This window comes from Bacteroides faecis (assembly GCF_020091505.1).
GTDB lineage: Bacteria > Bacteroidota > Bacteroidia > Bacteroidales > Bacteroidaceae > Bacteroides > Bacteroides faecis.
In genome coordinates, this window is record NZ_CP081916.1 from 4,022,549 (window position 1) to 4,045,524 (window position 22,976).

General features: G+C 44.9%; 19 protein-coding genes. 6 read left to right on the forward strand and 13 right to left on the reverse strand.

The genetic code is table 11. The annotated features are described in order from the left end of the window. Positions 1–178: 178 nt before the first annotated feature. Both K6V30_RS15665 and K6V30_RS15670 read right to left on the reverse strand, forming a co-directional pair. The gene (locus tag K6V30_RS15665) at positions 179–1,078 is read right to left on the reverse strand and encodes a helix-turn-helix domain-containing protein (RefSeq protein WP_010538176.1); all 900 of its coding nucleotides are present in this window, start codon (positions 1,076–1,078) and stop codon (positions 179–181) included. Positions 1,079–1,111: 33 nt separating this feature from the next. Further along, entirely contained in the window at positions 1,112–2,014 is a 903-nt protein-coding gene (locus tag K6V30_RS15670; RefSeq protein ID WP_055269445.1) for a helix-turn-helix domain-containing protein, read from the reverse strand. Between the two features lie 248 nt (positions 2,015–2,262). On the opposite strand from K6V30_RS15670, the gene K6V30_RS15675 reads away from it, so the two are divergent. Beyond that, complete coding sequence (locus tag K6V30_RS15675; protein WP_055269446.1) at positions 2,263–3,279, forward strand: SDR family oxidoreductase; 1,017 nt, start codon at positions 2,263–2,265, stop codon at positions 3,277–3,279. 181 nt (positions 3,280–3,460) lie between these two features. On the opposite strand, the gene K6V30_RS15680 is transcribed toward K6V30_RS15675, so the two are convergent. The 3 genes from K6V30_RS15680 to K6V30_RS15690 form a co-directional block, all read right to left on the reverse strand. Continuing rightward, positions 3,461–3,997, reverse strand: a complete 537-nt coding sequence (locus K6V30_RS15680) for a hypothetical protein (protein ID WP_010538173.1) — start codon at positions 3,995–3,997, stop codon at positions 3,461–3,463. A gap of 182 nt (positions 3,998–4,179) precedes the next feature. Then, entirely contained in the window at positions 4,180–4,875 is a 696-nt protein-coding gene (locus K6V30_RS15685) for a response regulator transcription factor (RefSeq protein ID WP_010538172.1), read from the reverse strand. Positions 4,876–4,908: 33 nt separating this feature from the next. Continuing rightward, entirely contained in the window at positions 4,909–6,423 is a 1,515-nt protein-coding gene (locus tag K6V30_RS15690) for a sensor histidine kinase (protein ID WP_055269447.1), read from the reverse strand. 133 nt (positions 6,424–6,556) lie between these two features. Here K6V30_RS15690 and K6V30_RS15695 point away from each other — a divergent pair, with 133 nt between their 5' ends. Continuing rightward, on the forward strand, positions 6,557–8,665 hold the full coding sequence (locus K6V30_RS15695; RefSeq protein WP_055269448.1) for an outer membrane beta-barrel protein: 2,109 nt from the start codon (positions 6,557–6,559) through the stop codon (positions 8,663–8,665). A 118-nt stretch (positions 8,666–8,783) separates the two neighbouring features. Here the strand turns inward: K6V30_RS15695 and aspD are convergent, their stop codons facing one another. Then, positions 8,784–10,427, reverse strand: a complete 1,644-nt coding sequence (gene aspD / locus K6V30_RS15700) for an aspartate 4-decarboxylase (RefSeq protein WP_029425569.1) — start codon at positions 10,425–10,427, stop codon at positions 8,784–8,786. A gap of 62 nt (positions 10,428–10,489) precedes the next feature. Next, positions 10,490–12,184, reverse strand: a complete 1,695-nt coding sequence (aspT, locus tag K6V30_RS15705; protein WP_010538168.1) for an aspartate-alanine antiporter — start codon at positions 12,182–12,184, stop codon at positions 10,490–10,492. Positions 12,185–12,434: 250 nt separating this feature from the next. Between aspT and K6V30_RS15710 the strand changes: the two genes are divergently transcribed. Next, the gene (locus tag K6V30_RS15710) at positions 12,435–14,102 is read left to right on the forward strand and encodes a formate--tetrahydrofolate ligase (RefSeq protein WP_010538167.1); all 1,668 of its coding nucleotides are present in this window, start codon (positions 12,435–12,437) and stop codon (positions 14,100–14,102) included. On the opposite strand, the gene K6V30_RS15715 is transcribed toward K6V30_RS15710, so the two are convergent. The 6 genes from K6V30_RS15715 to pyrB form a co-directional block, all read right to left on the reverse strand. Beyond that, a complete protein-coding gene (locus K6V30_RS15715) occupies positions 14,099–14,272 on the reverse strand; it encodes a hypothetical protein (protein ID WP_153880783.1) in 174 nt (57 codons plus the stop codon). The genes K6V30_RS15710 and K6V30_RS15715 overlap by 4 nt on opposite strands. A 178-nt stretch (positions 14,273–14,450) precedes the next feature. Beyond that, on the reverse strand, positions 14,451–15,731 hold the full coding sequence (gene glyA / locus K6V30_RS15720) for a serine hydroxymethyltransferase (protein ID WP_055269449.1): 1,281 nt from the start codon (positions 15,729–15,731) through the stop codon (positions 14,451–14,453). A gap of 224 nt (positions 15,732–15,955) precedes the next feature. Then, positions 15,956–16,693 (reverse strand): porin family protein, encoded by a 738-nt coding sequence (locus K6V30_RS15725; protein WP_010538164.1) that lies wholly within the window; start codon positions 16,691–16,693, stop codon positions 15,956–15,958. Positions 16,694–16,697: 4 nt separating this feature from the next. Continuing rightward, the gene (locus K6V30_RS15730) at positions 16,698–17,267 is read right to left on the reverse strand and encodes a flavin reductase family protein (RefSeq protein WP_010538163.1); all 570 of its coding nucleotides are present in this window, start codon (positions 17,265–17,267) and stop codon (positions 16,698–16,700) included. A gap of 44 nt (positions 17,268–17,311) precedes the next feature. Next, positions 17,312–17,785 carry an aspartate carbamoyltransferase regulatory subunit gene (pyrI, locus tag K6V30_RS15735; RefSeq protein ID WP_010538162.1) on the reverse strand — a complete coding sequence of 158 codons (474 nt, stop codon included), beginning with the start codon at positions 17,783–17,785 and terminating at the stop codon, positions 17,312–17,314. Further along, positions 17,782–18,723 carry an aspartate carbamoyltransferase gene (gene pyrB, locus K6V30_RS15740; RefSeq protein ID WP_008761416.1) on the reverse strand — a complete coding sequence of 314 codons (942 nt, stop codon included), beginning with the start codon at positions 18,721–18,723 and terminating at the stop codon, positions 17,782–17,784. Before pyrB ends, pyrI begins: the two co-directional genes overlap by 4 nt. A gap of 771 nt (positions 18,724–19,494) precedes the next feature. Between pyrB and K6V30_RS15745 the strand changes: the two genes are divergently transcribed. Genes K6V30_RS15745 through kdsB form a run of 3 tightly spaced genes read left to right on the forward strand, consistent with a single transcriptional unit; the run spans position 19,495 to position 22,974 of the window. Next, positions 19,495–21,834, forward strand: coding sequence for a transglycosylase domain-containing protein (locus tag K6V30_RS15745; protein ID WP_010538161.1), 2,340 nt, complete (start codon positions 19,495–19,497; stop codon positions 21,832–21,834). 10 nt (positions 21,835–21,844) lie between these two features. Continuing rightward, positions 21,845–22,225, forward strand: coding sequence for a 2-amino-4-hydroxy-6-hydroxymethyldihydropteridine diphosphokinase (locus tag K6V30_RS15750; RefSeq protein ID WP_022301509.1), 381 nt, complete (start codon positions 21,845–21,847; stop codon positions 22,223–22,225). After that, positions 22,222–22,974 carry a 3-deoxy-manno-octulosonate cytidylyltransferase gene (gene kdsB / locus K6V30_RS15755; protein ID WP_055269450.1) on the forward strand — a complete coding sequence of 251 codons (753 nt, stop codon included), beginning with the start codon at positions 22,222–22,224 and terminating at the stop codon, positions 22,972–22,974. The genes K6V30_RS15750 and kdsB overlap by 4 nt, the downstream gene beginning before the upstream one ends. Positions 22,975–22,976 lie beyond the last annotated feature (2 nt).

The window sequence follows — 22,976 nt, forward strand, 5'->3', positions numbered from 1 at the left end:
ACCTTAAATCTAATACTATGAAAAACACAGTGCAAAGATACGTACTTCTGTGATATTAGCAAATTATCCAAGATAATTCGTATGTTTTATAACATTGATTAAGAATTTGAAGTCTCAAATATATTTTTATTAAAGGTTTTCTTCTGTTCTAGAGTCATCTGGAAGAAGAGCATATAAATCAGTTAGGCATTCTGAAATCATTCGGTGGGCAGCCGGTCATCTTCTTAAACAGGCGGCTAAAATACTGAGCATTCCGGAAGCCGAGTTCCTGCGCTATCTGGTTAAGCGGCTTATCAGTATTTATCAGCCAGTCTTTAGCTGTTTCGAAACGTTTGAACTGGAGATATTCTTTAAATGATTTTCCTGTTTCATATTCCAGCAAATCATTAAAATATGCAGGAGATAAATGGAGGCTTCCGGCACAATCTTCAATGGTAGGAAGGTCGGCGGATTGACTTTGTATCGTATGGAAATGATGATCTAAAAGACGATTGAACCGTCCGATAATCTGTTTGTTTGCTTCATTGCGGGTGATAAACTGGCGTTCGTAGAAGCGTTCGCAATAATCGAGCAATAGTTCGATATATTTAGAAATAATTTTCTGGCTATAGCAATCGATACAGCGTTGCAGTTCCTGGTTTATTTTATCCAGAAGCTCCAGTATAACCTGCTTCTCACGTAATGAAATATGCAGTGCTTCTTCGGGGCGATAAGAGAAGAAAGTATAGTCACGGATATTCGCTCCGAGGGCAGTGCCACAGATCAGGTCGGGATGAAACGCCAGTATCCATCCCTTGGAAGGACGCGTGTTGTTACTATCTTTCATGCTGATTGATTCTCCGGGAGTCAGGCAGATAAGTGTTCCGTCTGAGAAGTCGTAGTACTGATGTCCGTATCTGCATGCTTCACATTTGCATTCACCCAACAGAATCGTATAAAATCCGAATTTAAAATCTGTATGGGATGATAGGTCGGCTTTTGAGAGGTCGATGACACTGACCAGAGGGTGCAGTGTCTTACCTCCCAAGCAACAATTGCATTGATGCACACTTCCTAATTTAAGTACTTTATCTCCCATGACGTAAATAATATCCTGATTTATGGAGCTGTTTTAGCTCTGTTGCTTATATTCGTTTGGTGTGCATCCGACATTCTTCTTGAACAACCGGCTGAAATGTTGCGGATACTGGAATCCCAGTTCATAGGCAATCTGGCTGACCGTCTGGTTACCTTCCAATATCCGTTCTTTGGCAAGTTCTATGATTCGGTACTGGATGTATTCCTGTGCTGTTTTTCCTGTTTCTTTCTTGATCAGGTCACCGAAATAATTGGGGGAAAGGCAGACTTTATCCGCAAAGTATTTGACAGAAGGAAGCCCTTCGGTGAGTGCAACTTGATTTTGAAAATACTCGTCCAATAACTGTTCAAACTTAACGATGATGTCTTTATTGGCTTGGTTGCGTGTGATGAATTGCCGTTCGTAGAAGCGCATGCAATAGTCGAGCAATAGCTCTATATTGCGGACAATGAGCTGTTTGCTATGTTTATCGATAGCATGTTCCAGCTCGATTTGTATTTTGTGAATACAGTCGGTCACAATTTCCTTTTCCTGTTCGGAGAGATGCAATGCTTCATTCACTTCATAAGAGAAGAAGCTGTAGTGTTTGATGTTCTGTCCTAAAGAAGTTCCCCGAATTAAATCGGGATGAAATAAAAGACCGATAGATTTGGTGCGGGGCGGGGTTTGTTTACGATTGTCTATCCCGACTACCTGCCCCGGAGCCATGCAGACGACGGTTCCTTCTTGATAATCATAATATTTCCGTCCGTATCTGAGATCGCCACATTTTGCTTCTTTCAGAAACAGAGAGTAGAATCCGATATTCATACGGTAGTATTCTACCGTCTTTGTCGCTTTCGAAAAGTCGATTACATTCACTAACGGGTGTAAAGTCTCTAGTCCGAACAGTTGGTCATACTGGTCAATACTTTCTATTTTTGTAATTTCTTCCATACGGCTTGCAGTTTTGATCTGTCACAAAGATAAAGCTTTTAAATGTATCTTTTTCATTCCGGATTTGTAAAACTGTAATTTGGGTATAAGATTCAGTAATTTGTATACAACGTTGGCAGCCGACCGGATGCAAACTTACATTTACTATCAAGATTAGCGTATCAGAAACAAAAAAAACGGAATAATAGCAAGGATGTAAATAACAGAATTGATATATTTGTTCCTGCGAATTTTAAAAGACTTGTTTTATGAAAGCATTATTCATTGGAGGGACCGGTACCATCAGTGCCGATGTAGTAGAGTTGGCACAACAGAGAGGGTGGGAGATTACACTGCTCAACCGAGGTTCAAGGAAACTGCCCGAAGGCATGCGTAGTATCATTGCCGACATTCATGATGAGGAAGCCGTAGCGAAGGCTGTCACAGATGAAAGTTATGATGTGGTTGCCCAGTTCATTGCTTATACGGCAGAAGATGTAGAACGTGACATTCGTCTGTTCCGGGATAAGACGAAGCAATATATTTTTATCAGTAGTGCATCCGCCTATCAAAAGCCGTTGGCTGATTACCGTATTACAGAAAGCACTCCTCTGGTGAATCCTTACTGGCAGTATTCACGGCATAAGATCGCAGCCGAAGAAGTGTTGATGGCAGCATACCGGACAACCGGTTTTCCGGTTACGATTGTTCGTCCCAGTCATACTTATAATGGAACGAAACCTCCTGTAAGCCTGCATGGAAATAACGGCAACTGGCAGATTCTGAAACGGATTCTTGACGGGAAACCTGTGATTATTCCCGGCGATGGCAGTTCATTGTGGACATTGACTCATTCCAGAGATTTTGCCAAAGGATACGTTGGACTTATGGCAAATCCTCATGCAATCGGAAATGCCTTCCATATAACTACTGATGAGAGTATGACTTGGAACCAGATTTATCAAACCATTGCCGATGCACTGGGAAAACCGTTGAACGCCTTGCATGTGGCTTCCGATTTCCTTGCACGGCATGGAGAAAACTATGATTTTAGAGGCGAACTGTTGGGAGACAAAGCAGCTACTGTAGTCTTCGATAATTCGAAAATAAAACGTCTTGTTCCGGATTTTATCTGTACTACCTCAATGGCAGACGGTTTAAGGCAGGCAGTTCAATACATGCTTTCACATCCTGAAACGCAGACTCCTGATCCGGAGTTCGATTCATGGTGTGACCGTATAGCGGATGCAATGTGTGCAGCGGACAGGGCCTTTGAATCAAAATGAACAAAAAAGAAGTAGTAACTGCATTTGTTATTGATAGTCGGAAGTGCCTGACGAAGATAATTTGATTAGCTATTAGCATAATCTGATAAGCTAATAGCTAATCAGATTATGCTAATAGCTAAATTGAAATTACTTGTAAAAGTATTATTTGCTATTATAATATTTCATTATTATAGGGTGATTAATAGAGCCCATTCCTTCCTTGCTGAACTTCAATCCGGATACCGAAATTACCATTTGAAGATTTCAGTTCGAATGCTCCCCGGAAGTTATTTTTTTCCCAAGGCATAGCACTACGGTTGGGTACTTTCCATCCGTCTTTATCATAGTCTCCGTATGTATTGATTTTCCATCCATTTTTCAGCTTGAAGGTTCCCATTTGCATGAATTGCGGTGAAGACGACAACCCCCATCCATACCCATATCCGAAACCGGAGAAAGGAGAAGAAAATGCGTCAGTGAATCCCTGGGTATAGGTTGCGTCTGTATTCAGACGGAATATCTGATTGTAATCTTTACTTACATCCGGTATGTCCAGATTGAGTTTCGGAAGTTTGGGAGGTGCCACATTCATTAATCCCATGTCCAGCAGGAAGCCGCCAAATTCCTTCATATTGCTTGAAGGGGTACGACGAATACTATCGGAAGGAACTTCCGACTGTGCGGATGCAAAACCGACCGATAATACCAGCGAAAGAAATAGAATCAGTTTTTTCATCTTCGTAAAGGTTGATTGATGACAAAGATAGAAAATATTAGTATGACTGCTTGCTTCCGTTATGTTTTCTTAGAGAAAAATCCATTTTAAACATGGTGTCACTATCCTGACAGGATGGTGTAAGTATCCCGGCAGGATAGTGACACTATATCACTGGTATAGTGACACCATGTTTTTTTGATTCAAGTAGCTATTAATTTATAGCCGATTCCCCGCACATTAACGATCCGGATTTGCTCATCCTGTGATAATTTATGCCGTAGTTTAGTAATGAACACATGCAGACTTCGGGAATTGAAAAAGCTGTCATCTCCCCAGAGGTCAAGCAGTACATCTTGCGTGTTGACTACCTGATTCCGGTTTTCGCAAAGACGTTTTAATATTTCAGATTCCCGGTGGGAGAGTTCCTGCCTCTCTCCGGCACGCAATAGAGTTTGTGCAACGGGATCGAACAAGTAGCTGCCTATCTCAAAGCGACTGGAGGGCTTTTGCTCTGTGAAGCTGAACGCTTTCCCCATTAGCGCCTTGATGCGGATAATGAGCTCTTGCATGCCAAAAGGCTTTTTCAAATAGTCGTTGGCTCCAAGTTCAAAACCTTCTACCACATCATTGATGGCCGAACGGGCAGTCAGAAACAAAACGGGTGTTTGTTTGTCTGTTTGCCGGATACGGCGCACCATTTCGAATCCATCCATTTTCGGCATCATCACGTCGGCGACCAATACATCCGGGCGTAGTTCAAAGAAAAGATGTAATCCTTCTTCTCCGTCTCCTGCCGTATGAATTGTAAAGCCGCTTTCTTCCAGTGTATCTTTGATGATCATAGCGAGTGTCACTTCGTCCTCTACCAATAGTACTGTAATTTCGTTTTTACTCATGATGTTGACTTATTATAAAGTAAATGCACTTTTTTATAAGATAATGGTAAATGTAGTTCCTTTGCCCGGTTCACTTTTCACGGAGATGGTACCTCCATGCTTTTCGACCATACTTTTGACATAGAAAAGTCCTAAACCGTATCCTTTCACATTATGAAGATTGCCTGTCGGAACCCGATAGAATTTGTCGAATATATGTTTCTGTTTATCGGGTGGAATGCCTATTCCCCGGTCGGTAACAGTGATGCATACCGTTTGTTCTGTCTGGCGGCAGCAGATTGTTATTTCGGCAGACTCTTTGGAGTACTTCACTGCATTGTCAATCAGATTGCTGATGATGTTGTTGAAGTGGGTGCGGTCTGCAACAAGGGTCAGTGATTCGGGATTTATTTCCAGAGTTACGTGTACGGTTTTATCAGCTTTAAGTTGGTGCTGCTCTATTAAAGAAGTAATCAGTTCTTTCAGATGAATCTCTTCGGGGTGCAGTCTGAATGTCTTGCGACTTTCCATGCTCATGGAAAGAATCTGTTCAACGAGCCCGCTCAAACGTTGCAACTGCTCCTGACTGATGCGTAGGTACTGGTCACGCTTACTCTTCTCCTCCGCTTGGTTGAAATTCAGCAGCGCATCATTGGCGGCATAAGCTACGGCGATCGGAGTTTTTAATTCATGCGTGATGTTATTGGTAAAGTTGCTCTTCATCTCCTCCAGTGTCTTTTGTCTCAGCAGTGTCCGGATGAGAAACCAAAAGGAGAATCCCAGGATGAGGAAGATAACAAATGAAGTGACCAGAATTCCGGTCATTTGCTTCCATACCAGAGAAGTGATCGGTTCCATTATCAGTTGATAGCGTTGGCTGTGATGTCTGTTGAATTCGTAGTCGTAGCGGATAGCTTTCGGGCTGGGGATATAACTGCTGTCTCCTGCGATACCCAGCGTATCTATATATATTTTTGATGAATCCATTGCGGTTCCGGTGTATATATATAAGATGTGATGAGGAACATCTATGTTGTGTGCTTTCAATACATCGGTAAGGAGGCTGTCATATTTTTGCAGGTTGATGTCGATATAGGTATCCACACCCGAATGCATACCCTGTTGGACGCTGAGTAAAAGTTCTTTCATCGAGTCTTCTTTCTTTAATAATACATCGAGTCCGCTTTCGCTGGAGGCGATGGCTCTGGCTTCGGGGTCAGTATTGTTAACCGCCAATGTATCTACTGCCGTTTCCGTTCGCGTGTGCAGGGTGTCTTTGTAGGTACTGTCCGTATAAGAGATGGTCTGGCTTGTTACCAGCGCTTTTCCGTCGTCACTGTATCCGGCGGAAACGGTGACCGATCCGTGTTCTACATTGTCTTTTTGCAATTCGTTGACACGAAGCACGATTTCATTGAAGTCGCTCGTACGCATTGCATCCTTGATATGATTGTTCATTTCCTGTTTCATTGTACGGTAAAGTCCCGTCAACCAATAGGTTTGGTAAACAAAGATGCCTGTCAGCGAGCAGATGACAAGGATAATGATATGTTTCAACGGTAGTTTCATACGGACAAAGATAGTATGAAACTGTTATTTTTCTTCTCTTTGATAAGACTAAATAACACTAGATAAGCCGGTGATAACGTAAAGTTTCACTTTTTCTCCCGTATTTTGCAGCATACTCAAAAATAAATGCGATATGAAACGAACTTACTTACTGCTTTTGTTACTTTTCCTATATTGGATGTATGCTTCTGCGCAGCAGGTACAGCCGGTACGAGAACCTGCCGACAGCGTAAAAAACGTAGCATATATAGACAGTCTGTTCAGGGAACTTCCCGAAGTGATGATTACCGGAGAGCGTCCGGTAGTGAAAGCGGAACAGGGGAAACTGGTGTACGATGTTCCGCGACTGGTGAGCAACCTCCCGGTGGACAATGCTTACGATGCGGTAAAGAACCTTCCGGGCGTTGTCGCTATGAACGATGGAATGACATTGGGAGGACAACCGGTAACAGTGGTCATCAACGGAAAGGTAAGTACCCTGTCTGTGGAACAATTGAATGACCTGCTGAAATCAATGCCGGTCAGCCGGATTGAAAAGGCGGAAGTGATGTACTCGGCTCCGGCCCGCTATCAGGTACGCGGACCGATGATTAACCTGGTACTGACTTCGGGCACAGGAAAGGAACCTTCCCTTCAAGGTGAACTATATACCTCTTATAGCCAGTTGCATTACGAATCTTTGGCAGAGCGTGGAAGCCTCCTGTACTCCGGACGCAAATTCTCTGCTGATCTTCTCTACTCTTACTCTTACAGCCGCGAACGGCGGGAGACGGATAAAGAAGCGCTTCACACGCTCGCCGACGGTTCGGTACACCAGATGGATATGTATGACATCACAACTTCCCGTCACAACAATCATCAGGTGCGTCTCGGCATGGACTATGCATTTGCCGACAAGCATTTGCTGAGTTTGGTTTATACAACAGCTTTCACAGATGTCAAGCCTTATGCCACCGTTACCGGTGCACAAAATTCTGTGACCGATTCACGTTCGGAAGGACAGCTTCATAATGCAAAGCTCGACTATCAGACTCCTTTCGGACTGAAAGCCGGTGCGGAATTTACCTATTATCATTCTCCCGGAAGTCAGTTGCTCCACAGTACACTGGGAGAGGAAACGCTGAACTTTCTGAGCAGAGATAACCAACGGATCAACCAATGGCGATTTTATGCCGGGCAGGAACATACATTGGGCAAAGACTGGGGACTGAACTACGGCGTCGCCTATACGACGGCATTGGATAACAGTTATCAGATGTATTACGACCCCGAAACGGAAGCACCGTTACCGGACAATAATATGAAATCCCGACGCCGCGAACAGACGGTGAACTTCTATGCCGGACTCAGCAAGAGCTTCGGAGAAAAACTTTCGGCAGATGTTTCGTTGGCAGCAGAGCAGTATCACACGGATATGTGGAATGAATGGAGCCTTTACCCGGTTGCCAACCTGACGTATCTGCCTGCTCCGGGACATATCCTGCAATTCTCATTGAGCAGTGACAAAGAATACCCGGAATACTGGAGTATGCAGAACTCCACTTCCTATATGGGTGCCTACTCCGAAATTCAGGGAAATCCCTTCCTCAAACCTGCAACGAATTATGAGACGACCCTCAGCTATATCCTAAAGGGCAAATATGTATTATCCGCTTATTACAGCCGCACGAAAAACAAGGAGATGCAAACTCTTTACCAATCTCCGGAACGTCTGGTCGAGATTTATAAATGCTTCAATTTCGATTTCTCGGAGCAGGCAGGACTGGTGATGGTAGTCCCCTTTAAAGTGAAGAAATGGCTGGATTCACGTGTGACGGCGATCGGTTTCCGCTATCGTCAGAAAGACAGTGATTTTTGGGATATCCCGTTTGACCGCAAATTATATACATTTGTGCTGACAATGAACAACACCTTCACTCTCTCCACCAAACCGGATTTAAAGTTAACCCTCAGCGGATTTTATCAGAACAGGGCTATACAAGGCATTTTCGACCTTCCCCGTTCCGGAAATCTGGATGTAGCCCTCCGCTATACTTTTGCAAAAGGAAAGGCACAGCTGACTGTGAAGTGCGACGACATATTCAATACTTCTACTATTTCGACAAATGTCCGCTACGGATTACAGAATGTGAAGAACCACTATATGAAAACGACCCGTGCATTCGGTATCTCCTTCAACTATAAATTCGGAGGATATAAGGAGAAGAAGAGGGAAGAGGTGGATACTTCCCGGTTCAAATGATGCCTTGTCTTGTGGCAGTACTTGATTATTTGATCAGAAGGGATACCCGATTGTCGGCGGTCATTCAATGGGTTGCAACCACCTTTCGGATATCCCTGTAATCAATGTTCGGGCCGTTTTATCCTATGGACGCTTTCCACACTTTGGCATACTCTTCCAGTACCCGTTTGATGCTTTTTCCTATCTTCACATAATCAGCCTCATTCAGATTGGCAAGTGATACACGGACACTCCATTTCGGTCCGGCAAAACCGCCTCCGTTCAGCAATACCAATGAAGTTTCGTTGGCGAGCCGGAAAACGACATCCAGCGGATTGTATGTCTTTTGCAGGTAAGCAACGAAGTCATCACCATAAAATTTCTTCGCCCATACCAGCATATCGATCTCCGAATAATATCCGGCACGTAGCGGGTCCTCTACCAGTGTGAAACCGGTATTGTCCCAAAGCGCATGCAGGCGGCGGTGAATGATTTCCTGCATTTTAGCCTTATAGCGGTCTTCTTTGTCAAGAAGGGCGAAGGCAGAAAACAAGCTCATCTGCATTTGTTGGGGCAGGGAAAGTCCTGCGGTATGGTTTAATGCAATCTGGCGGCTGTCGGCCACCATGCGGTCGATAAACTTCATCTTCTCCGGGTGCAAATCGAGGCTTGAGTAGCGTTTGTTCAAGATTGCTTTTTGCTCCTCCGACAGGCGGGCAATCATTTTGTCGTAGATGTTGTCTTCGTGTAAAGCAATGACTGCATTTCTCCATCCTGTAGCTCCGAAATATTTGGAGAAGGAATAGACGCAAAGTGTATTGTGTGGCAATTCTGCCATCAACGAACGGAAATGGGGAATAAACGTTCCGTACACATCATCTGTGATAATCATCAGATTCGGATTATCATTCTTTACAATATGGATGATGCGTGCCACTGTTTCCGGATTGAGCGCGTAACTGGGCGGATTGCTCGGATTGGTGATAAACAACGCTTTTATCTGCGGATTCTTCAGCTTGTCAATGTCTTCATCTTTATATTGCCAGGTATGCAGTCCGTCCGGTGTCATTTGGTCAGCGGATATTTCGGTAACGTCAAACTGATAACGGCGTAGTTCGGGAATTTCGATGTAAGGCGTGAAGACCGGAATCATCAGAGCGATGGAATCTCCCTGATTCAGCAGGAAGTTTTCTTGCAATGAATCGAATACGTAGCACATGGCAGCCGTTCCCCCTTCGGTAGCGAAGAGGTCGAATGTACCTTTGGGCGGACGACGGTCGCACATTTCCTGCGCCAGATAGTCCTGTACGATTAGCTCGGTGAAGTGCAGGATACGGTCGGGGACGGGATACTGGTCGCCGATGACCGATTCAGCCCATTCATGAACCAGTGTATCCGGGTCGGCGGCATGTTCCATCAACATATAATTATAGGTCCCTTTCAGCAGCTTGGCTCCGGGTTCCTTCTCGTTTTCTTTGAGAAAGGCTTCGAAGCGGGCAGCTATTCCATCTTTCTGCGGGATGCCTGCTATTCCTTCTTCCAGCGACAGGACACGGCGACATTCGCAAAGTCCGAATTTTCCCAGCAGGAAGAAGGCTTCACGCGGTTCGGTGGCAATCCAGTTCGGGTTGCCCCGCCCTGCATTCAGCATGGTATGGGCTATTTTCTTAATACTTTCGTCGGCCATTTCGATGAGCTTGTTTTTAAGTTCGAAAGGGCTGATCGTTTCCATCTTTTTGGCAAAGTTCTTGGTGATAGCTGTGCCAGTTGTTTTCTTTTCCATCATGGTTTTTATTGTTTTCTGATACTTAATTTTGATTTACGATACATTCATTATACTAATATCTACATGAGTAATACGATAGCTACTCCCCAGATGATCAGCAGGGTATTTCCGACGGCATACGTCACGGTGTATCCCAGGGCGGGAGTGTCACTTCCCAGTGCATCCTGAATAGCTCCCAGGGCGGCAGTAGTCGTACGTGCTCCAGCTGTACATCCCAGTGTGAGGGCAGGGTGGAACTTAAACAGATATCTTCCCATCAGCAAACCGCTGAGAAGAGGAATGGCAGTTGCGAGTGCACCGACGATAAACAGGCTGAATCCTACTTCCTTGAAACCCGTCACAAAACTAGGTCCTGCGGCGATGCCGACAACGGCGATGAACATGTTTAATCCTACATTATTCAATACCCACAACGAAGGTTCGGGAATACCGCCAAAGGTGGGACGTTTGCTGCGCAGCCAACCAAATACGAGTCCTGCGATCAAGGCACCTCCACTGGTGGAAAGGCTGATCGGGATACCTCCCAAATGTATGGCCAGTGCACCGACCAGACCACCGATAAGGATACCCAGGCCGACAAAGATCATATCTGTCTGGTTGGTAGGGCGGTCAATGTAACCCATTTGCTTGGCAGCCGTTTCCACTTCGAACTTTGTTCCGGTCAGTTCAAGGATATCACCGGAGTCGATCACTGTCTGCGCAAGTACCGGAATGTTGATTCCTGCCCGCTTGATGCTGCGGATACTGACTCCATGCATGAATTTCTGTGCGCGGACGGTAGAGACTTTTTCTCCGGCGAACGTACGGTGAGTAACCATGACGGGAAGCGTCTCTGCCGGAAAGTCGAGCAGTTGGGCATCGATCACTTCCGGACCGATCCAGTCTTCTTCGCCGATGGCGTATTCACGGCGACCGCTCAGTACCACTTCATCGCCCGGCTGTAGAAGCATCTCCGGAGTAACCTCTTCTATGACGCCTTTTTGCCGCACCCGTTCTACAAACAGTCGCTTATCGTTTTCTATCAGATACTTTTCCAGTTCGCTGACAGTCTTTCCTTTGCCAAACCATTTGTTCTCAATTTTATAAGCACGGAATACGACGGGGCGGAGAGCAGTATAAAATCCCGGTTCATCAGCTTCCGAAGTACCCATTTTGGCTTCCAGCTCTTTACAGTCAGCTTTCACTTTGTCCAGTCCGCCCAGCATTTTAGGACCGAGTGAAGCGAGAATCCATGCGGAGCCTGCCGTGCCGAAAATATAAGTCACAGCGTATGCTACAGGAATGGCATTGATAAATGTCGCTTTCTGTGCATCGCTGATACTTAACTGATTGATCGTGTCACTTGCTACACCGATAACTGCGGAGATGGTCTGTGAGCCTGCCAGCAATCCGGCAGCTTCGCCTACGTGGTAGCCCATGATTTTGGCAAGTATCCACGGGGCGATGAGGCTGACTATACACATCAGGACGGCAAATCCTACTTGTGGCAATCCGTCTTTCTTCAATCCGCGAAAGAATTGCGGACCTACTTTGTAGCCCACAGCGAATAAAAACAGTAGAAAAAAGACAGCTTTCATCGGGCCGTCTACACTAATGTTCAACTGTCCCACCAGCACTCCGACCAGAAGGACGCTCGTCACTGTACCTAATGAAAATTTTCCTATTTTGAATCTGCCCAGCCAGAAGCCGGCGAATAAGGTAAGAAAAATGGCGAGTTCAGGGTGATCCCTTAATTGGTTAATAATCCATTCCATATATGTTGTTCTTGTTTAGGTTATGTCAATAACAACAGTTCTTGTACGGAAAGAGTTTAGAAGAGTATGTTCGTTATCGTCATAGTTTATAAATATTTTAGGTAGGATTATGTGGATTACACGGTTTTAGGAATTGAGTAATTGAAAACCGTGCAGAAGTAATGAGAGAAATCAGAGAAAGCTTTAAATTTCTCAGTTTCGCTTTTTTGTTATACTTTTGTCACTTCAAATAAAACTAATCATATTCTGTATGAAATCAGACATAGAAATAGCTCGCAGTGTCGAGTTGAAGAAGATTAAGCAGGTTGCCGAAGGTATCGGAATTCCCCGTGAAGAAGTCGAAAATTACGGTCGTTATATCGCGAAGATTCCCGAACAACTGATCGATGAGGAGAAAGTGAAGAAAAGTAACCTCGTTCTGGTAACTGCCATCACAGCGACAAAGGCGGGTATCGGCAAAACTACCGTATCTATCGGTCTCGCTCTGGGACTGAATAAAATCGGAAAGAAGGCGATTGTCGCTTTGCGCGAACCGTCTCTCGGTCCTTGCTTCGGTATGAAGGGAGGAGCAGCGGGCGGAGGATATGCGCAGGTGCTTCCGATGGAGAAGATCAACCTCCACTTTACGGGAGACTTCCATGCGATTACTTCCGCGCATAACATGATTTCCGCTTTGCTTGATAATTATCTTTATCAGAATCAGGCGAAAGGTTTCGGACTGAAAGAAATCCTCTGGCGTCGGGTGCTCGACGTGAACGACCGTTCATTGCGCAGCATCGTAGTCGGACTCGGACCGAAGTCGAACGGTATCACACAGGAGTCAGGTTTCGATATTACTCCGGCTTCGGAGATTATGGCGATTCTCTGTCTTTCCAGGGATGTGGAAGATTTACGCCGCCGCATAGAGAATATTCTTCTGGGCTTTACATACGATGACCAGCCGTTTACAGTGAAAGACCTCGGAGTAGCGGGAGCCATCACGGTATTGCTGAAAGACGCCATCCACCCGAATCTGGTGCAGACTACCGAAGGTACTGCCGCTTTCGTACACGGCGGACCGTTTGCCAATATCGCTCATGGCTGTAACTCCATTCTTGCCACCAAGCTGGCAATGTCATTCGGTGACTATGTGATCACAGAAGCCGGATTCGGTGCAGACCTTGGCGCTGAAAAGTTCTATAATATCAAATGCCGCAAGAGCGGACTCCAGCCCAAACTGACAGTGATTGTTGCTACGGCACAAGGTTTGAAGATGCACGGCGGTGTCAGCCTCGACCGTATCAAAGAACCGAATATGGAAGGATTGAAAGAGGGTTTGCGCAATCTGGATAAACACATTCGCAATCTTCGTTCCTTCGGTCAGACGGTGGTGGTAGCTTTCAATAAGTTTGCTACCGACACGGACGAGGAAATGGAAATGCTGCGCGAACACTGCGAACAGCTGGGAGTAGGCTACGCCATCAATAATGCGTTCAGCGAAGGTGGTGAAGGAGCAGTAGATATGGCACGCCTCGTAGTCGATACGATAGAGAACAACCCGTCCGAACCTTTGCGCTATACGTATAAAGAGGAAGACACCGTCCAACAGAAGATTGAGAAAGTGGCTACCAATCTTTACGGGGCAAGCGTCATTACGTACAGTAGCATTGCCCGTAACCGTATCAAGTTGATTGAGAAGATGGGCATCACTCATTATCCGGTTTGTATCGCCAAGACTCAGTATTCCTTCTCAGCCGATCCGAAGATTTATGGTGCCGTAAATAATTTCGAGTTCCATATTAAAGATATAGTGATCAATAACGGTGCTGAAATGATTGTGGCGATTGCAGGAGAAATTCTCCGTATGCCGGGACTGCCAAAAGAACCACAGGCGTTGCATATCGACATTGTAGATGGAGAAATTGAAGGTCTGAGCTAAGCTGCTGCCTGCATAGGGTTATCGAAAATAAATCCCCGTCTTTCCACTTCTGATGTTTTGGGAAGACGGGGATGATTGTATATAGAGTCCAGTGTACCGGTATATTGACCTTGTCTGATACACTGTACGATTGAAGTCGCCGCTGTCTGAAGGTATAGTGCGTATTTCAATTTCTCTTTTTGTAGTAAGAAAACGTATTTTCGGGCAGATAGTTTGCCCGGCACTGTTAATAAATAAAAAACAAAACCTGCTTTTCGAAAAGAAAAGCAGGTTTTAATTCTCAATTATTATTTATCAATTAAAGATGTTACTGATTCACATCACCGACACCCTTCAACAAAAAAAATCTTAATCAGCAAAAAGAGGATATTTCTTCATTGTCTCGTTGACACGTGCACGTACTTGTGCGATAACCTCTTCGTTTTCCACGTTAGACAGAACTGTTTCGATCATTTCGGCAATTTCGATCATCAGGTCCTCTTTTGCACCACGAGTAGTGATAGCAGGAGTACCCAGACGGATACCGGAAGTCTGGAAAGCAGAACGGCTGTCAAACGGAACCATGTTCTTATTAACGGTAATATCAGCAGAAACTAATGCTTTTTCTGCCACTTTACCTGTCAGATCAGGGTATTTGCTGCGCAGGTCAACCAACATGGAGTGATTGTCCGTACCACCGGAAACGATTGTAAAACCACGGTCTATCAAAGCCTGTGCCAGTACGGCAGCATTCTTTTGTACCTGTTTTGCATATTCTTTGTATTCCGGTTGCAGGATTTCGCCGAAAGCTACAGCTTTGGCAGCGATTACGTGTTCCAATGGTCCGCCCTGTACGCCGGGGAATACAGCTGAATCTAGTAACTGAGACATCATTTTGATCTCACCCTTCGGAGTTTTCTTTCCCCATGGATTAGGGAAGTCTTTGCCCATCAGGATAACACCGCCACGAGGTCCGCGAAGTGTTTTATGTGTAGTAGAAGTGACGATGTGTGCATATTTAACCGGGTTTTCCAACAGTCCGGCAGCAATCAGACCCGCAGGGTGAGCCATGTCGATCATCAGGATAGCGCCTACTTTGTCTGCGATTTCACGCATACGTTTGTAGTCCCATTCGCGGGAATAAGCAGAACCGCCGCCGATAATCATTTTTGGTTTTTCGCGTAAAGCAACTTCTTCCATCTGGTCGTAGTCTACGCGGCCGGTTTCCTGATTCAGATTGTATTCGCAAGGAGTGTAGATGATACCGGAAGTGTTTACTAATGAACCGTGAGAAAGGTGTCCGCCGTGTGCGAGGTTTAATCCCATGAATTTGTCGCCCGGATTCAATACAGCCAGAAATACTGCTGCATTGGCTTGTGCTCCTGAATGCGGTTGTACGTTTGCCCATTCGGCGCCGAAGATCTCTTTCAGACGGTCGATAGCGATTTGTTCGCTCTGGTCAACTACTTCGCAACCTCCGTAGTAACGTTTGCCCGGATAACCTTCTGCGTACTTGTTAGTCAGGCAAGAACCCATTGCCTGCATTACCTGGTCACTTACAAAGTTTTCAGATGCAATCAGCTCGATACCTTTCAGCTGACGTTGGTGCTCTTTTTCGATGATATCGAAAATTAAGTCGTCTCTTTTCATTCTTTTTATAAGTAAGATTAAATTTCTAATTCGAGATACCTATTTTAAGCGCACAAAGTTAGTGAAAATAAATAAAGAACGAAGGAACTATAAGAAAAATGTTAGTAAATGGAGGAAATTAATAGATAATGGATAATTTATCGTACAGAATGAATAGGGGATGCCTGTTTTTGCCGGTTGCCGGCTATCAAAAGTTTATTGGCCGCTCCGGTAGTGTCCGCCCGTTAAAGGATAAATCCGAACGAGAAGCTTAATGCACTGTCGCGACGGCGGAAGATGATATGGCTGACTCCTGTGCTGCCGTCGGAGTTGATGTTATCATAAACAATCGACTTGGAGATGTTTCTTATCCCTTGCTCGTAGCGGAAGTCAAAAAAGATACGGGAAATATTGACACCGACACCGATCACGGCGCTCACATTGAGCGGATACAACTTCTCATGAATCCCTTTCTGGTCGAAGTTTGTGAAAGTGATTTCATTCCGTTTTCCCCATAGATACCGGAGCTTGGGACCGGCAAAGATTGACATCCCGTAAGGACCTTTCTTCACTACATTATATCCGTAGAGAACTGGGAAATCAATGCTGTGAAGAACGGATTGTACGGAGGCATAGTCGGGCTCGACGGCAGGATGTTGCGAGCCGAGCTTATCGAATACAATCTCACCTTTGCTGACGTTATAGGATACTTCCGGCTGAATGAAATGCTTCTTCATATTGATGCGCATGAAGAGTGCGCCGAAGTAGCCGATCTTATAATTATTTTGTACTTCGTCGATGGTTACGTCTTTGATTTTCAGCTCGGACACCATGAACATGGAAGAATTAAATCCGGCTTTGATGCCGAAGTTTACTTTCTTGGTGTTTGGTCGTTCCACTTTATCTGCGTTACGATCCTTGCCGAAAGCTGTGCATGCTATCGCCATCCAACCGAAAAGAATGAGTTTACGCAGTATATTCATGGTTCTATTTATTCTTCTTTTCTACACTCCAGCCGAATTTCCCTATTTTTTCTCCCAGGTCATAATATCCTCCGTGCACATATACTAACGGGTTTGCTTCTGCCAGTTCGAACTTTCCGGTTTCGGGATTCAGGTTCCGGTCGTCTGCGCGGACATTTACCACATCGGCAATGAACATATCATGTGAACCGAGCGAAACTATTTCCTTGACACGACATTCGATGCAGAGGGGAGACTCTTCGATCAGTGGTGCACTGACTACGGTACAGCGTCCCGGAGTGAGTTTCATCTCTTCAAATTTACGGTAATTCCGTCCCGAACGTACTCCGCACCAGTCGGTGGGGAATGCCATATCTTTAGTTGTCAGATTGATAACGAACTCCATATTCTTCTTGATGATGTCATAGGAATGTCGTTCCGGTCGTACGGATATATAGCACATGGGCGGGTTAGTGCAAATCGTACCCGTCCATGCTACTGTGATAATGTTGTATTCACTTTCTTCTTTTCCGCAACTCACCAATACGGCAGGCAGCGGATAGATCATTGTTCCCGGTTTCCAGTCTTGTTTCACTTCTTGGCTTCTTTTAGTGCTACATTTCCTTCATTATCCATTTTTCATTTTCCATTATCCATTAAAGAAATTTCCTCACGTTTCTGTTCTTTTTCGCAATAATGGCACTTCACGATGCAGTTATCCTTGTCTATCACATGAAATAACGTAGGCATAGGCTCGTTGTTCGTGATACATTTCGGATTGGCGCATTTTACGATGCCGTACAGTTCGTCCGGCATTCTGACTTCTTTCTTCTCGACAACCTCGTAGTCGCGGATGATGTTCAGCTTGACGTAAGGTGCTACTACCGATATACGGTTGATTTCTTCGTCGCAGAAGAATTTGTCGGCAATTTTGATGATGCCTTTTTTTCCTAGCTTTTTGCTGTCGAGGTTGAAGCCGATGGTGATGTTGCACTTCATTTGCTCCACACCCAGGAGTTGTACGACAGTAAAGAGTTTTTCTGATGGGATATGGTCAATCACTGTCCCGTTTTTCAAGGCAGCTACTTGCAATGCTTGTTTATTTTCGTTCATAATAAAATATCGTTTTTAACGTCTTCTAATGTGATACCTAACACGTCGCAAAGGATGGCTTCACGGGCATACAGTCCGTTTTGTGCCTGTTGGAAATAGTATGCTTTCGGATTGTTGTCCACATCGTAAGCAATCTCGTTGACACGGGGCAGCGGGTGCAGGATGCGGAGGTTCGGACGGGTGTTTTCCAGCATCTTGTTGCGTAGGATATATACATTTTTCACTCGTTCGTATTCCATCAGGTCGGTGAAGCGCTCACGTTGTACACGGGTCATGTACAGAATGTCGGCATCGGCGATGATTTCTTCGGTAAATTCCGTGTGCTCGATGTATTTAATCTGATGTTCTTTGCAGTAAAGTTTATACTCTTCCGGCATTTTCAGTTCATCGGGAGCGATGAAATGGAAAGTAGGGTTGAAGTGGCGCATCGCCATGAGCAGCGAGTGGACAGTACGACCGTATTTCAGGTCTCCCACCAGAAAGATATTCAGGTTTTCCAGTGTTCCCTGCGTTTTGTAGATGGAGTAGAGGTCGAGCATCGTTTGTGACGGGTGCTGATTGGCTCCGTCTCCCGCATTGACGATGGGTACCGGTGCTACTTCGCTGGCATAACGGGCAGCTCCTTCGAGATAGTGTCGCATAACGATGATATCTGCATAGCTGCTTACCATCATGATCGTGTCTTTGAGTGTTTCTCCTTTGGAGGAGCTGGTTGCTTTCGGATCAGTAAATCCGATAACGCGTGCGCCGAGGCGATTGGCTGCTGTTTCGAAACTCAAACGGGTGCGGGTGGAAGGTTCAAAGAACAGGGTTGCTACTACCTTACCTTGCAATAACCGGCGGTTGGGGTTCATTTCAAACTGCTTCGCCATTTCGAGCATGTAGAGGATTTTTTCTTTAGAATGTTCGGCAATGGTTACTAAACTTCTGTTTTCCATTTTGTTATCTTTTATGTGGATAGAACTTGTTTTACCGGAGTGTAAAGGTACGAAGAAAATGTAGAATACAAACTATTTGGACGACAATATTTCTAGTAAATTAAGGGGAATTGCCGGGAATTTATAGTCTGCGTTTTTCAGCTTGGGGATAAATGAACCGGAGCCCCGGGGCGAATCAAGTTAAGCACCGAGACGAATCAAGTTAAGCACCGAGGCGAATCAAGTTAAGCACCGGGATAAATTAAACTAAGCCCCGAGCTGAGTGAAGCTAAGCTCCGAGCTAAACTCAGTTATATTTATCCGGGTACTTTTTTGTGCATTTTTTCATTCGTCATTCTTCATTTCTCCCGCCTTCCAGCTGACGAAAATCCGGTGAAAAAAATGGCTTAATAAAAAAAACTAAGCTCTGAAACGCCCATGGATAGGGCGCAAAAACCCAATCAAAACCAGTAGAGAAGAGAAGAGTATATAATTCTATTCTAAAGAAATAGAATTATCTAGAAAGAAGAGAAAAAAATGCCGCCGCTTTGCTTTCTGAATAGTTTAGTTTTAAGGGAAGTCAAGTCATAAAAATCCGTGGCTGATCTTTTCGTCTTTTTCTTTTATGCAGGATTTCTTTTTCTCCTTTTCTCGTTTTTCTTTTTTTCTCTTTTGCTTAGTTTTTCGATTGGTTTTAAAATATCAAATAAATCAAAAACTCGTTTGCTGTATGCTATATTTTATCTACCTTTGCAACTTAATTATAAGCATCTTTTTTTAAGCTGAAAAAACATGGTTCGAAAAATAATAAAAGCTCTTTGGATATTATTGGCAGTTGTTTTGGTAGCTATTGTGGTTATCTTTGTTTCTATTTCTAAGGGCTGGATAGGCTATATGCCTCCTGTGGAAGAGCTGGAAAATCCCAACTATAAATTTGCAACGGAAGTCTTCTCGGAAGACGGGAAAGTGCTGGGCACATTCTCGATGGAAAAAAACAATCGTGTGTACAGCAGCTATGCCGATCTTTCTCCGAATATTATCCATGCGCTGATTGCAACGGAAGATGTTCGCTTTGCCGAGCATTCCGGTATTGATGCGAAGGCACTTTTCCGTGCTATCGTCAAGCGTGGTTTGTTGTTGCAGAAAAGCGCGGGTGGGGGTAGTACGATCTCACAACAGCTGGCAAAACAGTTGTTTACGGAAAAAGTGGCAAGCAATACCATCCAGCGTTTGCTGCAAAAGCCTATCGAATGGGTGATTGCCGTGAAACTGGAACGTTACTATACGAAAGAAGAAATTCTGACGATGTATCTCAATAAGTTCGACTTCCTGAATAATGCTGTCGGTATAAAAACGGCTGCATCTACTTATTTCGGATGCGAGCCCAAAGATTTGAAGATAGAACAGGCGGCGATGCTTGTGGGAATGTGCCAGAATCCGTCCCGTTATAATCCTGTATCCCGAAACCCGAAAATCCGTGAAAATGCGTTGGGACGTCGTAATGTCGTACTCCGTCAAATGGAAAAAGCCGGTTACATTTCGGATGCGGAGTGCGATTCTCTGCAGGCACTTCCGCTTAAACTGGCATATACCCGTGTCGACCACAAAGAGGGGCTGGCAACTTATTTCCGCGAATATCTCCGTGGTGTGATGATTGCCAAGAAACCGGTTAAGAGCGATTATCGCGGCTGGCAGATGCAGAAGTATTATGAAGACTCCCTCTCATGGGAAACAAATCCTCTGTACGGCTGGTGTGCCAAAAATAAAAAGAAAGACGGTTCGAATTATAATATCTACACGGATGGTCTGAAAATCTATACAACCATCAATTCGCACATGCAGCAATATGCTGAAGAAGCGATAAAAGAGCATCTGGGTGATTTCCTGCAACCTCTGTTTTTTAAGGAGAAACAAGGAAGCAAGAATGCACCGTATGCAAGATCTTTGCCGCAGGCACGGGTGGAAGAACTGCTGACCAGAGCGATGAAACAGACTGAACGGTATAACGTTATGAAGTCGGGAGGAGCTTCTGAACAGGAGATTCGCAAAGCATTTGATACTCCTCAGGAAATGTCTGTGTTCACTTGGGCGGGCGAAAAGGATACGATTATGACTCCGATGGACTCTATTCGCTATTACAAACACTTCTTGCGTACAGGATTCATGTCGATGGACCCGATGAACGGATATGTGAAGGCGTATGTAGGCGGACCGAATTATACGTATTTCCAGTATGATATGGCAATGGTGGGACGCCGCCAGGTAGGTTCTACTATCAAACCATATCTGTATACGCTGGCAATGGAGAACGGATTCTCACCTTGTGATCAGGTACGCCATGTGGAACAAACACTGATTACCGAAACAGGAGAGGCATGGACTCCCCGTAATGCCAACAATAAACGCTATGGTGAAATGGTAACCCTGAAATGGGGATTGGCTAATTCGGACAACTGGATTTCGGCTTATCTGATGGGCAAACTGAATCCTTATAACCTGGCGAGACTGATTCATAGTTTTGGTGTACGTAACAAAGCGATCGACCCCGTTGTTTCACTTTGTCTGGGACCTTGCGAAATCTCTGTCGGAGAAATGGTCAGTGCTTATACAGCCTTTGCCAACAAAGGTATTCGTGTAGCTCCGCTGTTCGTTACCCGCATCGAAGACAGTGACGGTAATGTGCTCTCTACATTTGCACCGCAGATGGAAGAAGTGATCAGTGTTTCGAGTGCATATAAGATGTTGGTAATGCTTCGTGCCGTTATCAACGAAGGTACCGGCGGACGTGTACGTCGCTATGGAATTACGGCTGATATGGGTGGTAAGACCGGTACAACCAATGACAACTCAGATAGCTGGTTCATGGGCTTTACTCCTTCATTGGTGTCCGGCTGCTGGGTAGGAGGTGACGAACGTGATATTCACTTCGGCACAATGACCTATGGACAGGGAGCTGCCGCTGCGCTGCCTATCTGGGCAACTTATATGAAGAAAGTCTATGGCGATCCGTCTTTAGGATACAGCCAGACGGAAACGTTCAAACTTCCCGAAGGATTTGATCCTTGTGCCGGTTCGGAAACACCGGACGGAGAGGTCTTTGAAGAAACAGGACTGGACGATTTGTTTAATTAAATTTTCCGTTGTGCATAAGTGTGTCATTTGTATCGGAAGTAACTATAACCGGAAAGAGAATCTTCTTCTGGCTCGCAGGAGACTGGTGGATTTGTTTCCAACCATCCGCTTTACCTCCGAACAGGAAACACGTCCTTTATTCTTCAGAAGTCCGGCATTATTCTCCAATCAGGTGGCGATGTTCTTTTCGGATGCAGAGGAAGAAAGGGTGCGCAAAGAACTGAAAGCTATTGAGCAGTCCGCAGGTCGCCGTCCCGAAGATAAAAAGGAAGAAAAGGTCAGCTTGGATATTGATTTGCTTTCTTACGATGACCGGATTTTAAGACCGGAAGATTTGAAAAGAGAGTATATCGTGAAAGGATTAGAAGAATTAAAATACAATCAGATATGAAATTTCTGGGAATTATACCTGCCCGTTATGCATCTACCCGTTTCCCTGCGAAACCGTTGGCTATGCTGGGAGGAAAGACGGTGATACAACGTGTGTACGAACAAGTGACCGGTGTATTGGATGATGCCTATGTAGCTACCGACGACGAACGCATTGAAGCTGCCGTGAAAGCATTCGGAGGAAAAGTGGTGATGACTTCCGTCGATCATAAAAGCGGGACAGACCGTTGTTATGAAGCATGTACTAAGATTGGTGGCGATTTTGATGTGATAGTCAACATACAGGGAGACGAACCTTTCATCCAGCCTTCCCAGCTGAATGCTGTAAAGGCTTGTTTTGAAGACCCTACTACACAGATTGCTACGTTAGTAAAACCTTTTACAGCCGACGAACCGTTTGCTGTACTGGAGAATGTAAATTCGCCGAAAGTGGTGGTCAACAAGAACTGGAATGCACTTTATTTCAGCCGTTCCATTATTCCGTATCAGCGTAATGCCGACCGGGAAGATTGGCTGAAAGGACATACCTACTACAAACATATCGGTCTGTATGCCTATCGCACCGAAGTATTGAGGGAAATCACCGCTCTCCCTCAATCCTCACTGGAGCTGGCCGAATCATTGGAACAGTTGCGCTGGCTGGAGAATGGATATAAAATAAAGGTAGGTATCAGTGAAGTGGAAACGATAGGAATCGACACACCGCAAGATCTGAAACATGCGGAAGAATTTTTGAAGAACAGAAGCTGATT